Raw genomic sequence first — 17,931 nt, 5'->3', positions numbered from 1 at the left:
CGGCTGCTCCAAGCGCATGGAGGCCGACGTCTCCGCCGTTGCCGACCCGGCCACCGGCGTGGCGGTCTACGACACCTACGGCGGCTCCGGCTGGGCGGTCTACGGCGGCACCAGCGCCAGCTCGCCGATCATCGCGAGCGTGTACGCCCTCGCGGGCACCCCGGGCGCGAGCGACTACCCGGCGAAGTACCCGTACCAGCACACCGGCAACCTGTACGACGTCACCAGCGGCAGCAACGGCAGCTGCTCCCCGTCCTACTTCTGCACCGCGGGCACCGGCTACGACGGCCCGACCGGCTGGGGCACCCCGAACGGCACCGCTGCCTTCACCGCCGGAAGTTCCAGCGGTAACACGGTGACGGTCACCAACCCCGGCAGCCAGTCCACCACCACGGGTGGTTCGGTCAGCCTGCAGATCCAGGCCACCGACAGCGGCGGCGCCTCCCTCACCTACAGCGCCACGGGCCTGCCCACCGGCCTGTCCATCAACAGCTCCACCGGTCTGATCTCCGGTACGGCGTCCACCGCGGGCACGTACCAGGTCACGGTCACCGCGAAGGACTCCACGGGCGCGTCCGGCTCGACCTCCTTCACCTGGACCGTCGGCTCCGGCGGTGGCGGATGCACGTCCTCCCAGCTGCTGGCCAACCCCGGCTTCGAGTCGGGCAACACCGGCTGGAGCGCCACCAGCGGCGTCATCACCAACGACTCTGGTGAGGCGGCCCACGGCGGCTCCTACTACGCCTGGCTGGACGGCTACGGCTCCTCGCACACCGACACGCTGTCCCAGTCGGTGACGATCCCGGCCGGCTGCAAGGCGACCCTGACCTTCTACCTGCACATCGACACCTCGGAGACCACCACCAGCACCCAGTACGACAAGCTGACGGTGACCGCCGGTTCGAAGACCCTCGCGACCTACTCGAACCTCAACGCGGCCTCCGGCTACAGCCAGAAGACCTTCGACCTGTCCTCGCTGGCGGGCCAGACGGTCACCCTGAAGTTCAACGGCGTGGAGGACTCCTCGCTGCAGACCAGCTTCGTCGTGGACGACACCGCCCTGACGACCAGCTGACCCATACGGCATCAGCAAGACTGGGCCCGCCTCGCAGTGGCGCGAAGCGGGCCCAGCTCTTGTCGGACGGACGGCGCCGCCGTCAGAAGGCGCCCGTGCCGTTCGGTGTGCCGAGGCCGGTCGGCCCGTCGTATCCCGGCTTCGCGGTGCACAGGTATGTGCCTCCGCAGGAGCCGTTGCTGCCCGAAGTCACGTCGTTGAGTGCCGACATGTGGCTGTACGGATACGAGCCGTCGACGACCTGAGAGGTGTTTCCGGCCAGTGCGTAGACGCTCGCGATGATCGGCGACGAGACGCTGGTGCCTCCGACTTCGACCCATCCGTCGGCACCCTGTGCGAGACCGAGCTGAAGCTCGGTGTCGCACAACATTCCGCCACCGCAGGTGTTGTACGTGTCGTAGACCGCCACCCCGGTGTTGGGGTCGGCGACCGCCGACACGTCGGCGACGGTGCGCTTGGCGCATCCGGAGTCATGCTGCCAGGACGGCTTGGCCTCGTAAGCCGAGCAGCCGGAGCCCGCGCCGCTCCAGGCGGTCTCGGTCCAGCCGCGCGCGTTGGACGCCCTGCTCAGCGAGGTGCCGCCCACGGCGGTGACGTACGGGGAGGAGGCGGGCCAGGAGACGCCGTAACCGGAGTCACCCGAACTCGCTGTGATCGCGACGCCGGAGTGCTTGAAGTGCGAGTCGAAGGACGTGATGGTGTTGTCCTCGGACCCGCCCCAGCTGTTGGAGACAGAGACGACGCCCGGCGTGGAGGCGGCGGTGTCCTCGGCCGTCATGAGATCCCCGACGTTCGTCGAGCCCGCCTCGACCAGGAGGATGTGACAGCCGGGGCATGTCGCCGAGACCATGTCGAGGTCGAGGCTGATCTCCTCGGCCCATCCGGGGTCACCGGAGGGCAGCGGCGATGCCTGGCCATGCTGATTCACCTTGTGGAAGCAGCCGTTGGCGGTGGTGCACGACGGCAGGCCGTAGGCACGGCGATAAGCGGCCAGGTCGGACTCGGCGTTCGGGTCGTCCATGGCGTCGACGATCGCCACCGTCCGGCCGGATCCCGAGGAACCGCCCAGGTGATAGGCGGCACGCAGGTCGGACGGCACGTACCCCGCCGTGGTCGGGGAACCGGTGGTGAACGGTGACATGCGGCCCGAGGCGGTGCGGTGGGCCTTCAGGACGCCGAAACAGCGGGCTTGTCCCGCGTGCGCGGGATGGGCGCAGCCGAAGTCCGTTCTGCCCGTGGAGGCTGACGCGTGCGGAGCGGAGGAGAGAGCGGCGGCCTGGGCACTGGTGGCCAGGCCGATGGTGAGGGCAGTGCCGGTGAGGGTGAGTATCGCGGTGAGGGCAGCCGCGATCCGCCTCCCCTGACGTCTCGCTCGATGGCGGTGGATCACCAGGGATCCGGAGGGTATCTCGCGTCGTTGCATCAAGCCTCCGTGCGGTTTGAGGCGGTTCGGAAGGGCAGGCCACATGGCGAAAAGCAGCATTGACAGACGGCATGTCAGGTGTGCTGCGGGCCAGTTGATTCACCATGCGGCCGCCGTCCTGTGCTGGTCAAGGCCATGCCAATGCAGGTCTTGTGAGGCTGCCGCGGTGAGCGAGTGAACCCCATGCGGGGCCCTCCGAACGCCTACGCAGCGCATCAGGGCGACCGCGGTGGGAGGTCGGGGAGACCTCGGTCGCCGTGAGCCGACGGAGCCGTGCGCCAGGCGTAGGGGGTGAAATGCGCCGGGGGATGGTCGATGGGCAGGTCGGGGCGCCAGGCGGTGAGGATCTGGACGCTGCACACGAACAGGCCGTCGGGCAGCCGGTCCAAGGGGTACCAGGACCAGTCGCCGACGCTCTCGTCCGGCTGCGTGGCCGGCCGCCCCTGCCAGGCGCCGACGAGGGCGCCGACGGTGACCCGTACGACGTGTTCGACGTGGTCGACGAGCGTGCCCAGGAGAGTGATGTCGTCGGGCCGGGCGATCAGGCCCGTCTCTTCGGCGAGTTCACGGATCACGGTCGCTTCCAGGGACTCCCCGGCCTCTACGGTTCCTCCTGGCAGTTCGAGGGTGCCTCGGCGGTGGCGGCTGAGGAGCACGCCCTGATCACTGAGGACGATGGCGCCGACACCGATGGCCGCGTGCGGCACCGGTGGCCGTGTGGTGCGGGGCCGGCTGGAGATGCGCGAGGGCCGGTCCGGGAGGCGGTGACGGGCGGCTTCAGCGTCCGGTTTCGCGGGGGTGCGGACGCGTACCTCGATCGTCTTGCGTCCGGACTCCAGGTGCCGCGTGCGGTCGGCCGATGCCTCGCGGGGGCGTGGCGGCCGCTGCCTGGTGAGGGCCGCGCAGGACCACGAAGGCCAGTCCCTCGGTGTCGTGGCGTTCGACGGCGGACCAGCCGGCCTGCAGTCCGGCGAGTTCGTTCTCGTCGAGGGCGATGCCGCGCCGCTCGGCCGGGGTGGCGGCGGCGAGGGGCGTGATGACCACGAGGGCACCGCCGGCGCGCAGGCGGCGGGCGAGGGCCTGCGTGGTTCGGTCGCGGTGCTTCAGGAAGGGATGCACGAACCGCAGGGTGATCACGTCGTAGCCGTCCGCGTGCAGCGGTGACCAGTCGTCGCCCTCGATGTCCAGGCGCAGCCACCGGGCGGCCTGTCCGTGCTGGGCGGTCGCCTCGGCCAGTGCGTTGTCCGACCAGTCGACGGCATCGACGCGGTAGCCCAGCGAGGACAGGTGGGCCGCGAGATCGCCGACCCCGCACCCGATGTCGAGGGCTCTGCCGTCGACGGGAGCGGGCACATGCGTGGCGATCAATGACCGCTCATGGTCGCAGAGTTGGCGATAGCGGCGGCCGGAGGCGTAACCGGTGTTCCATTCGTCCTGGGTGGTGAACACGGGGTTCACGTCCTTTCCGGAGGAGTTGCCACAGTGGGCCTTTCGGGCAGGCTCACGCGGGATCCCCGACGGTGGGGGAGGCGGGTCGGGGGATGGCTCCTGTGGGCATGTACTGGGCGGCCTGCGCGTCGAACATCGAGGCGTAGCGCCCCTGGGCGGCCATGAGTTCGTCGTGGCTGCCGTGTTCGACGAGCCGTCCGTGGTGCAGGACGTAGATCTGATCGGCGTGGCGGACGCCGGACATCCGGTGGGTGACCAGGACGACGGCCCGGTTCGGGGCGGCGAGCCGGCGGATGCGGTCGAACGCGGCGATCTCGGCCTCCGGGTCGAGGGCGGAGGTGGGCTCGTCCACGATGAGGACGCCGTCGTCGTCCGCGGTGGAGCTGCGCCAGTGGGTCCGGGCGAGCCCGATCTTCTGCCACTCGCCGCCCGACAGTTCGCTGGCGCCGCGGAACATCCGGGCCAGCAGGCTGCGCAGGCCGTCGGGCAGTTTCGCGATGACCGGTCCGGCACCCGCGTAGTCGACGGACGGCTGGAGGTCCTCGGGGCCGGCCTCCTGGGCGGGCCGGCCGATCCGGATGTTCAACGCCGCGGTCACGGGCCAGCGTTGGAAGTCCTGGGTGAGCAGTGCGACGCGGTCGAAGACCTGCGCGCGGTCCAGGGAGGCGACGTCGGCCTCACCCCACCGCACGGTCCCGCTCTGCGGCAGCAACAGGCCCGACAGCACCTTCATCAGCGTGCTCTTCCCGGAGCCGTTCTCGCCGACCACGGCGGTGACCGAGCCCATGGGCAGCGTGAGCGAGACCCCGTCCAGGGCGGGCGTGTCCCGGTCCGGGTAGCGGTAGCCGACCCGGTCGAGAACGACCTGCTTCACCTGTGCCGGAACGGGATCGCCCCCGCCGGGAAGGGTGCGTCGTGCCGCCTCGTCCAGGAACCGGGCGTGGTCGCGGACGTAGAGGGACTCCTCGTGCAACTGGTTGATGTTCATCACCAGCGCGCCCAGGCTCGCCGAGCCGGACCGGACGGCGATGACGGCGGTCCCGGCCACGGCCAGACCCATGTGCCCGCTCATGATCAGCAGGAACATGGCCGCGTACGTCGCCGCCATGGCGAGGCCGGACAGCGCGGCGGCCAGCCACTCGGTGACGGCTTTGCCGGCGGCCAGCCGCGCCTGCTCGGCCTCGGCGCTCTCGGCCATCCGCTCGTAACGGCTCAGCAGGAACGGTCCGACGGCGTGGATGCGTACCTCCTGTGCGGCGGAGCGCTCGGTGAGCAGGTTGCCGATGAGGCGGCTGGCCCGCACGTGCTCGATCCAGCTCATCACCGACACGTACCGTTCCTGCGCCACGCGCATCGCGCCCCAGCCGCGCGGCGCCGCGATCAGGATCAGCATCGGCAGCAGGACCGGGTGCAGGATGGTGAGCACGCCGGCCGTGGAGACCAGGGAGATGGTCCCGTTCAGCGCGGCCACGCAGGCGCTGATCATGCGGCGGGCGGAAGCGGCGCCGAACTGGGCGACGTCGATCAGCCGGCGGAACGCCGGATCCTCGATGGCCTCCAGCTCCACCGACGCGGCGGCGGCCAGGTACTGGGTGGTGGCGATCCGCTCGACGAGTGGCTCCAGCCGGCCCGCCCGCGAGGTGGACCATCCGGCCAGGCCGGAGTTGACCACGGCTGCTCCGGCGGCGGCGAGCAGTCCCGGCAGGACCGCGTGCAACCGGTGGCCGGGGGTGCCCGAGCCGAGTAGTGCGTGCATGACAGCGTTGACCGCGAGCAACCCGATCGCCGCGGCGAAACCCTGCCCGATCTCGCAGACCGCGACCGTGAGCAGAGCGCGGCGGTCCGCGTGCCACGCCATCCGCAAGGTCGTCCCGACCAGCCTCGGCATGGAGCGCAGCGCCGACATCATCGTCAGGTCCAGCCGGGCACGCTCGTGTTCCGACCAGCCGAGGTCGTAGCGCAGGGGACCGCCGAAGAGCTCCTGCTCGGCATCGGAGACCGGGGGCTCGGCCATCCGCACGCGTCCGAAGAACCTCTTCACGAGGCGCCTCCCGTGCTCGTGGACGATGTGTCGGGAGCCGGTGGCGCTGGTGTGCCGGGCGAAGTCATCGTGGTCCCCCTTGAGTGGTGCGGCTGGTTCACACGGCTCAACGACCCGGCCGGCATTTCGAACACATGTGTTTCGGTCGTGCTGGTAACCCCGTGCTGGAGCGGGCGCCGGAGGATGTGGGTTGCACCGACCCTTGCCGCGCAAGGACCGGGCCCGGAGCGGCCGTGGCCGAAACGCCGAGCGTGCCGCCGACCCGTGGGCGGAACGGCTCGACGGCGCGTCCGGTGAGACCGGTCCACAGCGGACTCGGGCGCAGTCGGCCTTCACCTGGACGCGCCCGGCCACCCCCCAGGAAGACTCGTCCGTGCAGCTCAGGCCGGCTGGTCCGTCGTGGACTGCTCGGCCCAGATGATCTTGCCGCCGAGGATGAAGCGGGTGCCCCACCGCTCGGTGAACTGGGAGACCAGCAGCAGTCCGCGGCCGCCCTCGTCCGTGGCGCGCGGATGGCGCAGATGGGGCGCGGTGGCGCTGCCGTCGGAGACCTCGCAGATCAGGGCTTCCCGGTCCCGGATCAGCCGCAGCCGGACGGGGCCCTCCGCGTGCCGGATGGCATTGGTGACCAGCTCGCTCACCACCAGTTCCGTGGTGAACGCCAGCTCCTGCAGCCCCCACTCGCTCAGCTGCCGGCCGGCCTCCTTGCGGGCGTCGGCGACCACGGCCGGGTCTGCGGGCAGCTCCCAGTCGGCGACCCGGCCGGCGCCGAGCAGCCTGGTGCGGGCCATCAGCAGGGCCACGTCGTCGTGCGGCCGGGCCGGGACCAGCGTCTCGACCACCGCACGGCAGCGCCTGTCGAGCGTGGGGGCGCCCCGTTCCAGGGCCCGGCGCAGCCGGGCGCGGTCCGTGGCGACGGCCCCCGCACCGTCCCGGTCGTCCCCGTGGACCAGCAGCCCGTCGGTGTGCAGGGCCAGCGTGCTGCCCTCGTCCAGGGTCAGCTCGACCGCCTCGAAGGGCGGACCGCCCGCCCCGAGCGGCGACCCCTGCGGCAGGTCGACGAAGCTGACGGCGCCGTCGGGCAGGACGACGGCGGGCGCGGGATGGCCCGCGGCGGCCATCGCGCACTCCCCGGTGACGGGGTCGTAGACGACGTACACGCACCCCGCCCCCACCGCCTGGATTCCGGCGGCCTCCGGGTCCTCGGGCCGGAAGCCCTCTTCCCGGGCCATCCGCCCCACCAGGTCGTCGAGGTGCGCGAGGACCTCCTCGGGCGGCAGGTCGAGCGCTGCGAGGGTGTGTACGGCGGTGCGCAGCCGCCCCATGGCCGCCGCGGCGTCGATCCCGTGCCCCGGCACCTCGCCCACGACCAGGGCCACCCGCGCACCGGACAGCGGGATGATGTCGTACCAGTCGCCGCCGAGGCCGGTCAGCTCGTCGGCCGGCCGGTAGCAGGCTGCCACCTCCACCGCCTCCTGCTCGGGCAGTCGGCGCGGCAGCAGGCTGCGCTGCAGGACCAGGGCCGCGTCCCGCTCGCGGGTGTAGCGGCGGGCGTTGTCCACACAGACCGCCGCCCGGGACACCAGGTCCTCGGCGAGGCTCAGGTCGTCCTCGTCGAAGGGGTCCTGACGGTGCCGCCGGAAGAAGGTGGTGACGCCCATCGTGATGCCCCGGGCGCGGATGGGCACGATCATCACGCTGTGCAGGCCCAGCTCCAGAAAGGTCGTCGCCCGGCCGCCCGGGAGGCCGGTGGCCCACTCCTTGGCGAGCGGGTCGAGCCGTTCCTCATGCCAGGACCGGCCCGTGGTCAGCGTGTGGATCGGGGGCGATCCGGCGCAATAGGCGGCCACCTCGCCGATCCCCACGACGGCCTCCGGGACCCCGGCGATCACCGACTGCTGCCCGGCCCGCCGAAGCGGCACCTGATCCGTGTCGCGCACCGGCCCCGGCTCCGGCTCCGCCCCCCGCAGCACCGACTCCAGCAGGTCCACGCAGACGAAGTCGGCGAAGTCCTGCACGCCGATGTCGGCCAGTTCCTGCGCGGTCCGCACAATGTCCAGGGTGCGGCCGATCTGCTCGCCGGCCCGGTCGAGCAGGGCCAGGCGCTGCCGGGCGCGGTACCGCTCGGTGATGTCGACGACCGTGTAGTAGACGCCCATCGGGTGGCCCTGGTCGTCGTCGAGGCGGGTGAACGACATCATGTGCGCCGTCTCCCGGCGCGGCGCGGACCGCACCTTGCCCACATGCTCGTAGCCGACCACGGGCCGGCCGGTCTCCAGCACGTGCCGCATCTGTGCCTCGATGCCCTCGGAGTCGAGCCCCGGCTGGATCTCCGCCAGCCGTCGCCCCAGCCGCTCCTGCGGGGAGCCGCCGCCGTACCGCTCCAGGGCCGCGTTCGACCACACGCACCGCAGATCGGTGTCCACAATCGCGATGCCGACCGGGGAGCCGGTCACCATCTGTTCCAGCACTTCACGGCTCATGTCCCAGCCGCGTCCCCCGGCCACGTCGGAGACGAGAACCAGCCAGTGCGGTGCCCCGCCTGCTTCCACGGCCGGAGTGATCCGCACCATCACCCGCATCGGCTGCCCGCCCTTGCGCCGCGCGGTCAGCAGCCCCGCCCAGCCGCCGTCCCTGCGGCAGCGTTCGGCCAGCTCGGGCACCCGCTCGGCGTCCTCGGCGGACAGCAGGCCGGTCACCCGGGTGCCCACCACCTCGGCGGCCGTGTACGCGAGCAGCCGCTGGGCGCCCTGCGTCCAGCTCGTCACGACGCCGTGTGCGTCGAGCAGCAGGGGCGCGGCGTCCGCCACATCGAACCGCCGCCGGGTGGCGTCCTGCTCCTCGTGAGTGCTCACGGCCGACCTCTCTCTAGCTGAGAGTGGTCTACCCCCTCATGGCGCAATCTTCACCCTTGGGGCGAACGAGCGGCGGGTCGGGGGACAGCCCGGGGCCGCCCCCCTCTCCGTCACGAACCCAGCACCTTCTCCAGTGCCGCCAGTGCGGAGCGCAGCTCCTGTGCCGTGATCGTCAGCGGCGGCGCCAGCCGGATCGTGGAACCGTGGGTGTCCTTCACCAGGACCCCCTCCCGCATCAGCCGCTCGCTGACCTCGCGGCCGGTGCCGATCGCCGGGTCGATGTCGACGCCCGCCCACAGGCCACGGGAGCGGAAGCCGACCACGCCCCGGCCGGCCAGCTCGGTCAGCCCGTCCCGGAGGACCACGCCCAGCTCGGCGGCCCGCCGCTGGAACTCACCGGTCCGCAGCAGCTCGACCACGGCCGTGCCGACCGCCGCCGCGAGCGGGTTGCCGCCGAACGTGGAGCCGTGCTCGCCCGGGTGCAGCACACCCAGCACCTCGCGCCGGGCCGCCACCGCCGACACCGGCACGATCCCGCCCCCCAGCGCCTTTCCGAGCAGCAGCACGTCCGGTACGACGTCCTCGTGCTCGACGGCGAAGGTGCGGCCGGTGCGGCCGAGCCCCGACTGGATCTCGTCCGCGATGAACAGGCAGCCCTTGCGGCGGGTCAGCTCGCGCACTCCGGCGAGATAGCCGTCGTCCGGGATCAGCACGCCCGCCTCGCCCTGGATGGGCTCGATCAGCACGGCCGCCGTGGTCTCGTCGACGGCCTCCTCCAGCGCGGCCAGATCGTTGTACGGCACGATGCGGAAGCCGGGCGTGAAGGGGCCGAAGCCCGCCCGGGCCGTCTCGTCGGTGGAGAAGCTGACGATGGTCGTCGTACGGCCGTGGAAGTTCTCCGCCGCGACCACGATCGTCGCCTCGTCGGCGGGAACGCCCTTGACGTCGTACGCCCACTTGCGGGCCACCTTGATGCCGCTCTCCACCGCCTCCGCGCCGGTGTTCATGGGCAGCACCATGTCCAGCCCGGTCAGCTCGGCCAGCCGCTCGGCGAACTCGGCGAGCCGGTCGTTGTGGAAGGCGCGTGAGGTCAGCGTCAGCAGGTCGAGCTGGCGGTGCGCGGCCTCGATCAGCGCGGGGTGACGGTGGCCGAAGTTCAGGGCCGAGTAGCCGGCGAGCATGTCGAGGTAGCGGTTGCCCTCGACGTCCTCCACCCAGGTGCCCTCGGCCCGGGCGACCACCACCGGCAGCGGGTGGTAGTTGTGTGCGAGGACCGGCTCCTCCGCACGGATCAGCTCGGCGGACGTACGGGTGCGGGCGGATACCTGAGCAGGCGCGGTCATCAGCGGATCTCCTGGGTGCAGCACTTGATGCCGCCGCCGGCCTTGTGGAACTCGGACAGGTCGACGGGGACGGGGGTGTAACCCCGGCCGGCCAGGCGCTCGGCGAGCGCCTCGGCCCGGGGGGCGATGAAGACGTTGTGGCCGTCGGAGACGGAGTTCAGGCCGAACGCCAGCGCGTCCTCGCGGGTGGCGAGCACCGCGTCCGGGTACAGCCGGCGCAGCACCTCGCGGCTGCCGGCCGAGAACGCCTCGGGGTAGTAGCAGATGTTGTCGTCGTCGAGGACGAACAGCGCCGTGTCCAGGTGGTAGAAGTACGGGTCCACCAGGGTCAGCCCGATCACGGGATGACCGAGGAACTCCTGTGCCTCCCGGTGCGCCTCACGGGTGGTGCGGAACCCGGTGCCGGCGAGCACGTACCGGCCCGTCCACACCAGGTCGCCCTCGCCCTCGCTCACCGACTCCGGGCGGTACACGTCGTAGCCCGCAGCCTTGAACCAGGTGTCGTAGTGCAGCGACTCCGGGCGCCGCTCCGGGGCGTGGAACAGGGAGCCGAAGACCCGGCCGCCGACCACGCACGCCGCGTTGGCGGCGAACACCATGTCGGGCAGCCCGGGGACCGGCTCGACCGACTCGACGGTGTGACCGTGGGCGCGGTAGGCGCGGATCAGTGTCTGCCACTGTTCGCGGGCGAGGTCCACGTCGACCGGCTTGTCGGGGTGCATCCAGGGATTGATCGCGTACTGCACGGCGAAGTGTCTGGGTTCGCAGACGAGAAAGCGCCGAGGACGCTGTACACGGCTTTCGGACACAGAGGGTTTCCTCCGCTTTGCTATGTGTCACTGGGGGTGCACACCACGGTAGAAAGGGAGGCGGACGGCCGACAAGAAACGAAAGCTGCGCAGATGCGCAGCATCGCTGCGTTGTTCAGCGGGTATACGCACGAACCCTGCGCATGCCCAATGCCCTATTCCGGCGCCGCATGGGTCGCGCCCGCTTCCGGGCTGTCCGGGAGGAGGTGGGACAGCACCATCACGCTGATCGTCTTGCGGATGAAGGGCTCGACCCGGATCCGCTCCAGCACCTCCTCGAAGTGCTCCACGTCCCGCGCCCGCACGTGCAGCAGCGCGTCGGCGCCGCCGGTGACCGTCATGGCCGCCGTGATCTCCGGATGGTTGCGCACGACCTCCGCCAGCCGCCGGGGCGGGGCCGCGCCCTCGCAGTACACCTCGACGTACGCCTCGGTGCGCCAGCCGAGCGCGGAGGGCTTCACCGTCGCGGTGAACCCGGTGATCACTCCGGTCTCCCGGAGCCGGTCCACGCGCCGCTTGACCGCGGTCGCGGACAGCCCGATGCCCGCGCCGATCTCGGCGAAGCTGGTCCGGGCGTTCGCCATCAGCGCGGTGATGATCTTGCGGTCGAGGTCGTCGAACGAGGTCGTCCTGCTGTTCATGCGGGCACTGTAGTCAGCCCCGCCCGGCGGCCCGCCTCACGACTGGGTGACAACCATGGCGAGCGTCAGCAGACCCAGAACCACCCATCCGAACCACAGCCAGCCGTTGCTGCCGAGCGCGACCGTGTAGGCGGTCACGACGACGAGCCCGCCGACCGTGAGCGCCGCCATCGCCTTGGTGGAGCCATTCGTGGAACCGTTCATGGAACCGGGCATCGCGACACCCTCCTCATGGTCCGTCCACGACCATGGTGCCCCGGTTTCCGCCCGGACGGGACGGCTTGGCCTAGGCCCTGTCGTCAAACTCCCGTCTGCCCTGCGACGCCATGCACGCTCCCCCACTGCCTCAAGGGCGTGGGAGGTGCACCCACTCGCCGCACCGGGCGCAGACCCAAGTACATCCAGTACGAGGGTCAGCGCCCGGCACTCCCCCAGCCTTCGGCCGGGGGGACCCCAGAGCACGCACCTACGGCATTCATGAGCCGCTCCGCGGCGGGCGCAGGGCCGCCCTTCGGGCGACGACGGGAGTTTGACGACAGGACCTAGCTCTCGCGTGCGTTCAGCGAGGCCAGGTAGGCGTTGTACGCCTCCAGCTCCTTGTCGCCGTCCCGGTCCGCGGCCCGGTCCTTGCGCCTGGCCTGCCGCTTCTCGGAGCCGTACCACTGGAACAGCAGCGCGATCAGCACCAGCACGGACGGGATCTCGCTGAACGCCCAGGCGATGCCGCCGGCCGCGTTCTGGTCGGACAGCGCGTCGATGCCGAGCGAGGCGGGCGGGTGCTTGAAGGTGCCGACCATCGGGGCCGTCGCCATCATCAGCGCGATACCGAAGAATGCGTGGAACGGCATGCCCGCGAACAGCTCCAGCATCCGCATCACGTATCCCGGGCGGTGCGGGCCCGGGTCGACGCCCATGATCGGCCAGAAGAACACCATGCCCACGGCGAAGAAGTGGACCATCATCGCGATGTGCCCGGCCTTCGACCCCATCAGGAAGTCGAACAGCGGGGTGAAGTACAACACGTACAGGCTCGCGATGAACATCGGGATCGTGAACGCCGGGTGCGTGACGATCCGCATGTAGCGGCTGTGCAGCAGCGCCAGCAGCAGCTCGCGCGGGCCCTTGCGGTCCCGGCCGGCGGTCGGCAGTGCCCGCAGCGCCAGTGTGACCGGCGCGCCGAGCAGGATCAGGATCGGCGACAGCATGCTGATCACCATGTGCTGCACCATGTGCACACTGAACATGACCATGCCGTAGTCGTTCAGCTTGGTGCACATCACCAGGGCGACGGTCAGCACACCGACGACGTACGACACGGTACGGCCGGCCGACCACGCGTCCCCGCGCCGCCGCAGCCGTACGACACCCCACCCGTAGAGCCCCAGCCCGAGCAGGCAGGCGAGGAGGAAGAACGGGTCGGTGGACCACTCCAGCCCCCGTCCCAGCGTGAACGGCGGCAGATCCATCATCATGCCGTGCCCGCTGTGGTCCATCCGGCGGCTCCTGATTCGTGGGGGTTGTACGAGTTGTCCGCCCCCAAGAGTAGAACCGCCCCCGGTCATGGCCGTGACCGGGGGCGGGTTGTTCTCGGGTGAACTACAGGACGCACTCCGCCTCGTCGTACCGCTCCACCGGAACGGTCTTCAGCGTCTCGACGGCCTCGGCCAGCGACACCATCACGATGTCGGTCCCGCGCAGAGCCGTCATCCGCCCGAACTCACCCCGGTGCACGGCCTCCACCGCGTGCCAGCCGAAACGGGTCGCCAGCACGCGGTCGTACGCCGTCGGCGTGCCGCCCCGCTGGACATGCCCCAGGATCACCGGCCGCGCCTCCTTGCCGAGCCGGTGCTCCAGTTCGACCGACAGCTGCCGGGCGATGCCGGCGAAGCGCTCGTGGCCGTAGATGTCCTTGCCGCCCTCGTCGAAGTCCATGCTGCCAGGCCTCGGCTTGGCGCCCTCGGCGGCGACGACGATGGCGAACCGCTTGCCCGCCTCGAACCGCTCGCCGACCTTCCGCGTCAACTCCTCGATGTCGAAGGGCCGTTCGGGGACGACGATGGCGTGGGCGCCGGCCGCCATGCCGGAGTGCAGCGCGATCCAGCCGGTGTGCCGGCCCATGACCTCCACGATCAGCACGCGCTGGTGCGACTCGGCGGTGGTCTTCAGCCGGTCCAGGGCCTCCGTCGCCACGGTGACGGCCGTGTCGAAGCCGAAGGTGACGTCCGTGACAGCGATGTCGTTGTCGATGGTCTTGGGCACGCCCACGATCGGCAGCCCGTTGTCCGACAGCAGCCGGGCCGCCTTCAGCGTGCCCTCACCGCCGATAGGGATGATCGCGTCCAGGCCGAGTTCCGCGACATGGCCCTTGGCCCGCTCCACGCCGTCCCGCAGATGCTCCGGACGGACCCGGGAGGAGCCGAGGATGGTGCCGCCGCGCGCCAGGATGCCGCCCACGGCGTCGAGGTCGAGCTTGAGATAGTCGCACTCCAGGAGGCCCTTCCAGCCGTCCCGGAAACCGATGACCTCGTCGCCGTGGTCGGCGACGGCACGGTGCACGACGGACCGGATGACGGCGTTCAGGCCGGGGCAGTCGCCGCCGGACGTGAGGACACCAATGCGCATAGCCCGAATTACCTTCTCAACGTGGGCCGGGTAAACCGGACCACGTTGTCCGGCGGATTCCCGGCCACCCTACCGGCGTGAGGGGGTGGCTCCGTAGCGGGCGTCCGCCTGCTGGACGCGCCCGCACATGTGAGCGGACGGCCTGTCAGGCGGGCCCGTTACGAGGCTGCCGGAGCACGCTGAGACGGTGCTGAAGTCTCGCTGTCGCGCCGCTTACGCGGGCTGCTGCGCAGGGTTCACGTGGGCTGCCGCGCACCGGCGTTCACGCAGGCTGCTGAGCAGCCGCGATGCGCTCGTTGCGGAGCGCCTCGTACCAGCGGTCGTCGATCGGCGGCAGCGCGTTGACGTCGAGCGCGAGCTTCAGCAGGAGGTCGGCGATCTGCGGGTTGCGGGCGAGGACCGGGCCGTGCATGTACGTGCCGAAGACGGTTCCGTTGTACGCGCCCTCCGTGCCGTCCCCCGTGCCGTTGCCCTTGCCGATCTGCACCCGCGCGAAGGGACGGGCGGTGGGGCCGAGGTGGGTCACGCCCTGGTGGTTCTCGAAGCCGGTCAGCTGCGGCAGGCCCAGCTGGGGGTCGATGTCGGCGAGCACGTCGCCGACGCACCGCTCGCCCTCGCCGCGCACCGACACCACGTCGAGCAGGCCGAGGCCCGGCTCGCGCTGGCCGAGGTCGTTGATGAACTCGTGGCCGAGGATCTGGTAGCCGGCGCAGACGGAGAAGACGATGGCCCCGTTCTGCACCGCCCGCTGCAGATGCCCGTCCCGGCGCAGTCGCTCGGCCGCCAGCCGCTGCGGACGGTCCTCGCCGCCGCCGATCAGGTAGATGTCGCCGGAGGTCGGGATCGGCTGGTCGCTGCGCACGTCGAGGCGGGCCACGTCCAGGCCGCGCTGCCGGGCCCGCCGCTCCACGACGAGGGCGTTGCCCTGGTCGCCGTACGTGCTCAGCAGGTCCGGGTAGATCCACACCAGCCGCAGTTGGTTGTCGCTCATTGAGGTGATCGCCCTTCGAAGATCAGAAGATCAGTTGCCGACGCGGCGGCGCAGGTCCTGGAACGCGGTGTAGTTCGCGATGACCTCGATCCGGCCCGGCGGGCACATCTGCACGGCCTGGTCGAGGTTCTCGCAGACCTGGAAGTGCTGGTTCGCGACCTCCAGACGGACGGCGAGGTCCAGCCTCCGGTCGCCGATCACGAAGATCGGGTGGCCGGTCAGCCGGGTGTAGTCGACGTCCCACAGCCAGGAGGTGTCGGTGCCGTCGGCGCCGCGGGCGTTCACGGACAGGATCACCGGGGCGGGCGGCGGGTCGATCAGGGAGAACGTCTCCAGCCAGCCGGCCGGGTTCTTCGCCAGCAGCAGCCGCAGATCGCGGTTCTGGAACTGCACGACGTCATAGCGACCCGCGACGGCCTGCACCTGGTACATCCGTTCCAGGGCGACCTGCGGCGGCACCCCGAAGACGGCGGCGACGGCGGCCGAGCTGGCCGCGTTGGCCTTGTTGGCGCGGCCCGGCAGCTGCAGATGGATGGGCCAGGCGGACCCGTGCGGATCGAGCACGTGATCCCCGGACAGTGCCCAGGTCGGCGTGGGCCGCCGGAACCCGCACTCGCCGCAGAACCAGTCCTCGCCGGGGCGCTGCATCACGCCACCGCAGGCCGGGCAGGACCAGGCGTCGTCCTTCCACATCTGCCCGGCCGCGACCCAGATCACATTGGGGGACGACGAAGCGGCCCACACCACCAGCGGGTCGTCGCAGTTGGCGACGACCACGGCCTTGGACCCGGCCAGCCCCTCGCGCCAGTTCTCGGCGAGCATGCGGGTCTCGGCGGCACGGTCGAGCTGGTCGCGGGAGAGGTTGAGCAGGGCGATGCACTTCGGGTCGGTGTCCCGGGCCACACCGGCCAGGTACTTCTCGTCGACCTCGATGACACCGAACTTCGCGTCCGAGCCGCCGGCGAGCGCGGAGGTGATACCGGCCGGCATGTTGGCGCCCAGCGCGTTCGACACGACCGGGCCCGCGGCGCGCAGCGCCTCGGCGATCAGCCGGGTGGTGGTCGTCTTGCCGTTGGTGGCGGACACCAGGACGACGTCCAGGTTCTGCGCGAGCCGGGCGAGCAGGTCGGGGTCGAGTTTCAGCGCGACCCGGCCACCGATCACCGACCCGCTGCCGCGCCCCGCGGCGCGCGATGCCGCAGCGACCGCCTTGCCCGCGGTCACGGCCAGCTTGGCCCGCGGCGTGAGCGGGTCCGAGTTGCCTGCCATCAGTTCTCGATCCTCCTTGCGTACGCGCCGCGCCTGGGGCCATCCGGCAGCGTGGTGTGCCCTCAGCCTATCGAGATCCGTATCCACACCCGAATCCCGGCCCACGGCTCGAGCGGCGGGCAAGGGCGATACGAACCGTACCCTTGCCGCCATGCGACACGGTTTCATTCCCGGCGCCCACGGGCGCGTCCGGCCTCTCACCCTGCTCGGCGATGCCGGTTTGCGCCAACAATGCCGGGAAGTCACCGAATTCGGCCCCGAACTGGCGGTGCTCGTGGAGGACCTGTTCGCCACGATGTACGCGGCGCAGGGGGTCGGCCTGGCGGCGAATCAGGTGGGGGTGCCGCTGAGGGTGTTCGTGTACGACTGCCCGGACGACGACGAAGTGCGGCATCTCGGACATGTGGTGAACCCGCGGCTGGTGGAGGCCGACGGGGTGGTCGTCCGGGGGCCCGAGGGGTGCCTGTCCCTGCCGGGCCTGGAGGCAGGGACCGAGCGCTACGACCATGCGGTGGTCGAGGGCTTCACGGTGACCGGGGAACCGGTCGCCGTGCACGGCACGGGTTTCTTCGCGCGGTGCCTGCAGCACGAGTGCGACCACCTGGAGGGCCAGGTGTACGCGGACCGTCTGACGGGTTGGCGGAAGCGGAGGCTGACGCGGCAGATCCACCGGGCTTCATGGAGTGGCTAGGCGAAACCGCCTAGAACCCCGGACCCCCCATCCTGTCGCCTGCCGCCGCAAGGCGACCCCACAACAAGTCGGCGAGGGACCGCACCAACTCCGCCCGGGAGCAAGGACGTTCCCCCAGCCACCAGTCACCCGCCGCATGCATCATCCCGACGATCCCATGCCCCCAGACCCGGGACAGCTGCTGGCTCTCCGGCCCCAGGTCCACCCGCTCCTCGATGACCTGAGCCAGTTCCTCGCCCATGCGCCGCAGCAGCGGAGCCGAATGCTTGCCGACGTCGAACCCCTGGTCACCGCCCCCGCTCCCCTCCGCCGGATGCATCAGGAACCGGTACACCTGAGGCCGTGCCTCGATCGCGGCGAGATATGTGTCCAGCGTCGACTCGACCCGCTCCCGCCGATCCGCCGGAGCGTCCAGGGCCGCCCGCAGGGAATCGAGCAGAGCGTCTGTGTGCCGCTTGGCCAAAGCGGCATAAAGGCCACCTTTGTCGCCGAAGTGGCGGTAAAGGATCGGCTTCGTGATGCCTGCTTCCGCGGCGATCGCGTTCATCGACGCCTGCGGGCCGTCGCGCAGCACCACCCGGTCGGCGGCCTCCAGCAACTCGCGCCGTCGGCGGTCGGCGGACCGCTGCTGATCGGTCCGCTGTGTGGTGTCCATGTGCTCTCCCCACCCCTGCTGTTTCGGTGACGCCTGCGCAAACTAACACTGACTGCGCCCCTGACAT

The 17,931-nt window shown here is 70.9% G+C and carries 15 protein-coding genes and 1 pseudogene; 2 read left to right on the top strand and 14 right to left on the bottom strand.

What is annotated here, in order from left to right:
* Nucleotides 1-1,075 (top strand): putative Ig domain-containing protein (locus ACWC2T_RS20510; protein ID WP_450671760.1); only part of this gene is annotated, 1,075 nt, incomplete at its 5' end.
* An 82-nt stretch (nucleotides 1,076-1,157) separates the two neighbouring features.
* Here the strand turns inward: ACWC2T_RS20510 and ACWC2T_RS20505 are convergent.
* The 13 genes and pseudogenes from ACWC2T_RS20505 to ACWC2T_RS20445 all read right to left on the bottom strand — a co-directional run bounded on the left by ACWC2T_RS20505 (nucleotide 1,158) and on the right by ACWC2T_RS20445 (nucleotide 16,518).
* The gene (locus ACWC2T_RS20505) at nucleotides 1,158-2,498 is read right to left on the bottom strand and encodes a S53 family peptidase (RefSeq protein ID WP_450671759.1); all 1,341 of its coding nucleotides are present in this window, start codon (nucleotides 2,496-2,498) and stop codon (nucleotides 1,158-1,160) included.
* Between the two features lie 215 nt (nucleotides 2,499-2,713).
* A pseudogene (locus ACWC2T_RS20500) lies at nucleotides 2,714-3,262 on the bottom strand (nucleotide triphosphate diphosphatase NUDT15); the annotation flags it as partial.
* 13 nt (nucleotides 3,263-3,275) lie between these two features.
* On the bottom strand, nucleotides 3,276-3,947 hold the full coding sequence (locus tag ACWC2T_RS20495) for a class I SAM-dependent methyltransferase (protein WP_450671758.1): 672 nt from the start codon (nucleotides 3,945-3,947) through the stop codon (nucleotides 3,276-3,278).
* Between the two features lie 52 nt (nucleotides 3,948-3,999).
* Nucleotides 4,000-5,988: an ABC transporter ATP-binding protein gene (locus ACWC2T_RS20490; RefSeq protein WP_450671757.1), complete on the bottom strand. Its 1,989-nt coding sequence runs from the start codon at nucleotides 5,986-5,988 to the stop codon at nucleotides 4,000-4,002.
* 380 nt (nucleotides 5,989-6,368) lie between these two features.
* Entirely contained in the window at nucleotides 6,369-8,843 is a 2,475-nt protein-coding gene (locus tag ACWC2T_RS20485) for a SpoIIE family protein phosphatase (protein WP_450671756.1), read from the bottom strand.
* Nucleotides 8,844-8,953: 110 nt separating this feature from the next.
* The gene (gene rocD / locus ACWC2T_RS20480) at nucleotides 8,954-10,186 is read right to left on the bottom strand and encodes an ornithine--oxo-acid transaminase (protein ID WP_450671755.1); all 1,233 of its coding nucleotides are present in this window, start codon (nucleotides 10,184-10,186) and stop codon (nucleotides 8,954-8,956) included.
* Complete coding sequence (gene ddaH / locus ACWC2T_RS20475; protein ID WP_450671754.1) at nucleotides 10,186-10,995, bottom strand: dimethylargininase; 810 nt, start codon at nucleotides 10,993-10,995, stop codon at nucleotides 10,186-10,188. Before ddaH ends, rocD begins: the two co-directional genes overlap by 1 nt.
* A gap of 155 nt (nucleotides 10,996-11,150) precedes the next feature.
* Nucleotides 11,151-11,636 (bottom strand): Lrp/AsnC family transcriptional regulator, encoded by a 486-nt coding sequence (locus ACWC2T_RS20470; RefSeq protein WP_351204880.1) that lies wholly within the window; start codon nucleotides 11,634-11,636, stop codon nucleotides 11,151-11,153.
* 36 nt (nucleotides 11,637-11,672) lie between these two features.
* Nucleotides 11,673-11,852 carry a hypothetical protein gene (locus ACWC2T_RS20465; protein ID WP_450671753.1) on the bottom strand — a complete coding sequence of 60 codons (180 nt, stop codon included), beginning with the start codon at nucleotides 11,850-11,852 and terminating at the stop codon, nucleotides 11,673-11,675.
* Nucleotides 11,853-12,178: 326 nt separating this feature from the next.
* The gene (locus tag ACWC2T_RS20460; RefSeq protein ID WP_450671752.1) at nucleotides 12,179-13,129 is read right to left on the bottom strand and encodes a cytochrome c oxidase assembly protein; all 951 of its coding nucleotides are present in this window, start codon (nucleotides 13,127-13,129) and stop codon (nucleotides 12,179-12,181) included.
* 103 nt (nucleotides 13,130-13,232) lie between these two features.
* Nucleotides 13,233-14,258, bottom strand: coding sequence for a 6-phosphofructokinase (locus tag ACWC2T_RS20455; RefSeq protein ID WP_450671751.1), 1,026 nt, complete (start codon nucleotides 14,256-14,258; stop codon nucleotides 13,233-13,235).
* Between the two features lie 262 nt (nucleotides 14,259-14,520).
* Nucleotides 14,521-15,249, bottom strand: a complete 729-nt coding sequence (locus ACWC2T_RS20450; RefSeq protein ID WP_450671750.1) for a type 1 glutamine amidotransferase — start codon at nucleotides 15,247-15,249, stop codon at nucleotides 14,521-14,523.
* Between the two features lie 30 nt (nucleotides 15,250-15,279).
* The gene (locus ACWC2T_RS20445) at nucleotides 15,280-16,518 is read right to left on the bottom strand and encodes a MurT ligase domain-containing protein (RefSeq protein ID WP_450671749.1); all 1,239 of its coding nucleotides are present in this window, start codon (nucleotides 16,516-16,518) and stop codon (nucleotides 15,280-15,282) included.
* Between the two features lie 151 nt (nucleotides 16,519-16,669).
* Here ACWC2T_RS20445 and def point away from each other — a divergent pair, with 151 nt between their 5' ends.
* Nucleotides 16,670-17,209, top strand: coding sequence for a peptide deformylase (gene def, locus ACWC2T_RS20440; RefSeq protein WP_450671748.1), 540 nt, complete (start codon nucleotides 16,670-16,672; stop codon nucleotides 17,207-17,209).
* 10 nt (nucleotides 17,210-17,219) lie between these two features.
* Here the strand turns inward: def and ACWC2T_RS20435 are convergent, their stop codons facing one another.
* A complete protein-coding gene (locus tag ACWC2T_RS20435) occupies nucleotides 17,220-17,864 on the bottom strand; it encodes a TetR family transcriptional regulator (protein ID WP_450671747.1) in 645 nt (214 codons plus the stop codon).
* Between the last annotated feature and the right edge of the window lie 67 nt (nucleotides 17,865-17,931).

The organism is Streptomyces sp. NPDC001393, from assembly GCF_053597455.1.
The sequence above is the reverse complement of the archived record's forward strand: the minus strand, read 5'-3'. Positions and strand labels throughout refer to the sequence as shown.